The organism is Xanthomonas sp. D-99 (assembly GCF_017746145.1).
GTDB classification, from domain to species: Bacteria; Pseudomonadota; Gammaproteobacteria; order Xanthomonadales; family Xanthomonadaceae; genus Xanthomonas; species Xanthomonas cissicola.
Genome location: NZ_JAGHWU010000118.1, coordinates 1 through 2,419, shown reverse-complemented (window position 1 = coordinate 2,419; position 2,419 = coordinate 1). Strand labels below are relative to the sequence as shown.

2 protein-coding genes are annotated in these 2,419 nt (G+C 58.2%); one reads left to right on the top strand and one right to left on the bottom strand.

What is annotated here, in order from left to right; genetic code table 11:
- Positions 1-58 precede the first annotated feature (58 nt).
- Positions 59-760 carry a YecA family protein gene (locus tag J7360_RS20960; protein WP_007962299.1) on the top strand — a complete coding sequence of 234 codons (702 nt, stop codon included), beginning with the start codon at positions 59-61 and terminating at the stop codon, positions 758-760.
- Positions 761-1,063: 303 nt separating this feature from the next.
- On the opposite strand, the gene J7360_RS20955 is transcribed toward J7360_RS20960, so the two are convergent.
- Positions 1,064-2,119, bottom strand: coding sequence for a hypothetical protein (locus tag J7360_RS20955; RefSeq protein ID WP_209034747.1), 1,056 nt, complete (start codon positions 2,117-2,119; stop codon positions 1,064-1,066).
- Between the last annotated feature and the right edge of the window lie 300 nt (positions 2,120-2,419).

The following is a 2,419-nucleotide window of genomic DNA, read 5'->3' as shown; positions in this document are numbered from 1 at the left end:
CTAAAAGTGGGGGGATTACCGGTGCGCATGCGCACGCCTGAAAGACTCGGAGAAGTTTATGCAGAACCAACTGACGCAACGCTCGTTGAGCGACGCCGAGCTTGACCGATTGGGAGACTTCCTCGAAGGAATCGGCGCCTCTGCGATGAACCTCGAAATGCTCGATGGGTTCTTTGCTGCACTCATTTGCGGCCCAGAAACGGTATTGCCCAGCGAATACTTGCCACAAGTACTCGGGGAAGGTCATTGCTTCGACAGCAATGACCAAGCCGCGGAGATTTTTGGCTTGGTCATGCGGCACTGGAACACGATTGCATCAGAACTGTTACGCACTCTGGAGAAAGACGATGTCTACCTTCCCGTGCTACTCGAAGATGCGGATGGGGTCGTACACGGCAACGACTGGGCACGTGGTTTCATGCGCGGCATTCAATTACGGCCCAATAGTTGGCAAGGGCTAATCGACAGCGACGAGTTTGGCGGGTCAATGCTGCCAATTATGATTTTGACCTATGAACATGACCCTGATCCCGCCATGCGCCCGCCAGAGATTGCGCCGGACAAACGCGATGAACTGCTTCAGACAATGATTGCTGAGCTGACCCGCATCTATCGCTATTTCGCACTACGCCGCCAGTCGGCCACACAGGTGCCACTACGTAGGCAGGTGCCCAAAGTCGGGCGAAATGACCCGTGCCCGTGTGGCAGCGGGCGCAAATACAAGCATTGCTGTGCAGCCAGTGCTCCGATGTTTCATTGATATCGAACCGGGGTTCAGCCGACATGCGTGTAAAAATGACTCGCAAAATCCGATTTCTTTTGTGAAAACATGAAGTTGCCAGATAAAACGGCGCTTCCATCGGCTCATCCACTACCTCGTCCCTTCCGAGGTCCGGCACGCTGCAACTGTCTTGCGGCGAGTGTATGCAGCAACGCACCTCTCGAAGTGGTCGAGTTGTGCAGCGTCGGGATGTTCTGTTTGAGGGTCTCAGTGATGTTGCGCACGCGCCAACTCACGCTGAGACAGCGCCCGGTAGCCACGGCAACGAAAAACGCCCGGGCGTCAGTTGCTTTCGGTAAAGGTGATGGAAGGCGAGGCACCACCAGACGCGGTGCATTTGCCTAGCGTGAGGTTGTTCTGTTGCCCCGAATAACCGGCGTTGGGACCCAGGCACCTCGGAGCATTGGAGGTTCCATCTTTGACGGCCACGTTCACGGTGACATGCGAGCCCGAATTGAACAACACCAGCGGGTGGTCACTGCCGTTGCCGAATATATTGAACTCGGAGCGCCGCCAAATCCTGTTGATGTTCAGAGTGTTGGCGCTTTGACTGACGCTGTAGGCCCTGCCGTCGATCGAGAACGTCACGGTGTCCACGCCGCCCGCGGTCGCCGAAGCGCTCATCTTGATGCTGCCGATCTGCGAGATTGGAACCAGCGGCACAATCACCCCATTGCTGTTGCTATAGCACGCGTTGTAATCGCTGGTGGAGTAGGAATTCCAACCAGACGGGCAGCCTTTTGCCTCAAATTCCTCGGCATTGCCGGCATAGAACCAGTTCTCGATAAAGATGACCGGCGTGCGGCCGTTGATCGGGTCGCTGTCGTAGTCGGTGGAGTAGAAGAACTGCTGCCAGGTCCAGCACGAGGAATATCCGAACTGTGCGCAGGTCACAGCGTTCCTATCGAGATTGGTGTTGATCTGTAGCGAATAGTCGGCCACGCCAGTGGCCACGCCAGTCACGCTCGGGAATGTTCCCAACGTCGATTGGATAAGCTGGCGTGTGCCTGCAACGTAGTCGACACCGTTACCGGCGGTCAGCGCCGCATCGGTGCGCGCGGTGATGGCGCCATCCTTGTGGACAGTGATGGCCGGCGGCCTCGAGAGCAGCTTTGGCGAGGGCACGCAGGCGGTTGCCTGCCAGCCATTGTTGGGGAACGACGAACGGAAGCATCCCTCCATCGTGGGAGCTTCCTGCCGGATCGTCGTTTCCCAGGACGAGATCGCCGCAGTGCGGCCCGCCGATGCGGTCGCCGCAGTTTGCCCGGTTTCCGCTGCATTGGCCGTGCTTGCGATAATGCAAGTGGCAAGCAAGAGCTTGGCTCCGATATTCATCATTTGCGTCCCTGGTGATGGGTGGAGCGCTGGATCATGCTCGTCAGCGACGCAGCACGACGGCCAAGCCGGAAGCGATCTGCGCGTTGGCGAAGGCGCCGATAAGGCGGTATGTACAAGTCGGCTCCCATCACAAGCGTGCCGCGATGCAGTGCAATCTGCGACCCGCTGGGTCCGGACTGCGGCACCGATATCGGAGCGATGCGGCTATCGACGGCGATAAAGGGGGGGTAAGCCGGAACCGCCGAAATTTCCGTCACCCCAGCTCCAGTCCGGCCACGAGTGCATCCACGTTGAGCATCC

Excerpts from the sequence above, each read along its gene's own strand:
- J7360_RS20960 (WP_007962299.1), top strand. The coding sequence starts at position 59 with ATGCAGAACCAACTGACGCAACGCTCGTTGAGCGACGCCGAGCTTGAC.
- J7360_RS20955 (WP_209034747.1), bottom strand. The coding sequence starts at position 2,119 with ATGATGAATATCGGAGCCAAGCTCTTGCTTGCCACTTGCATTATCGCA.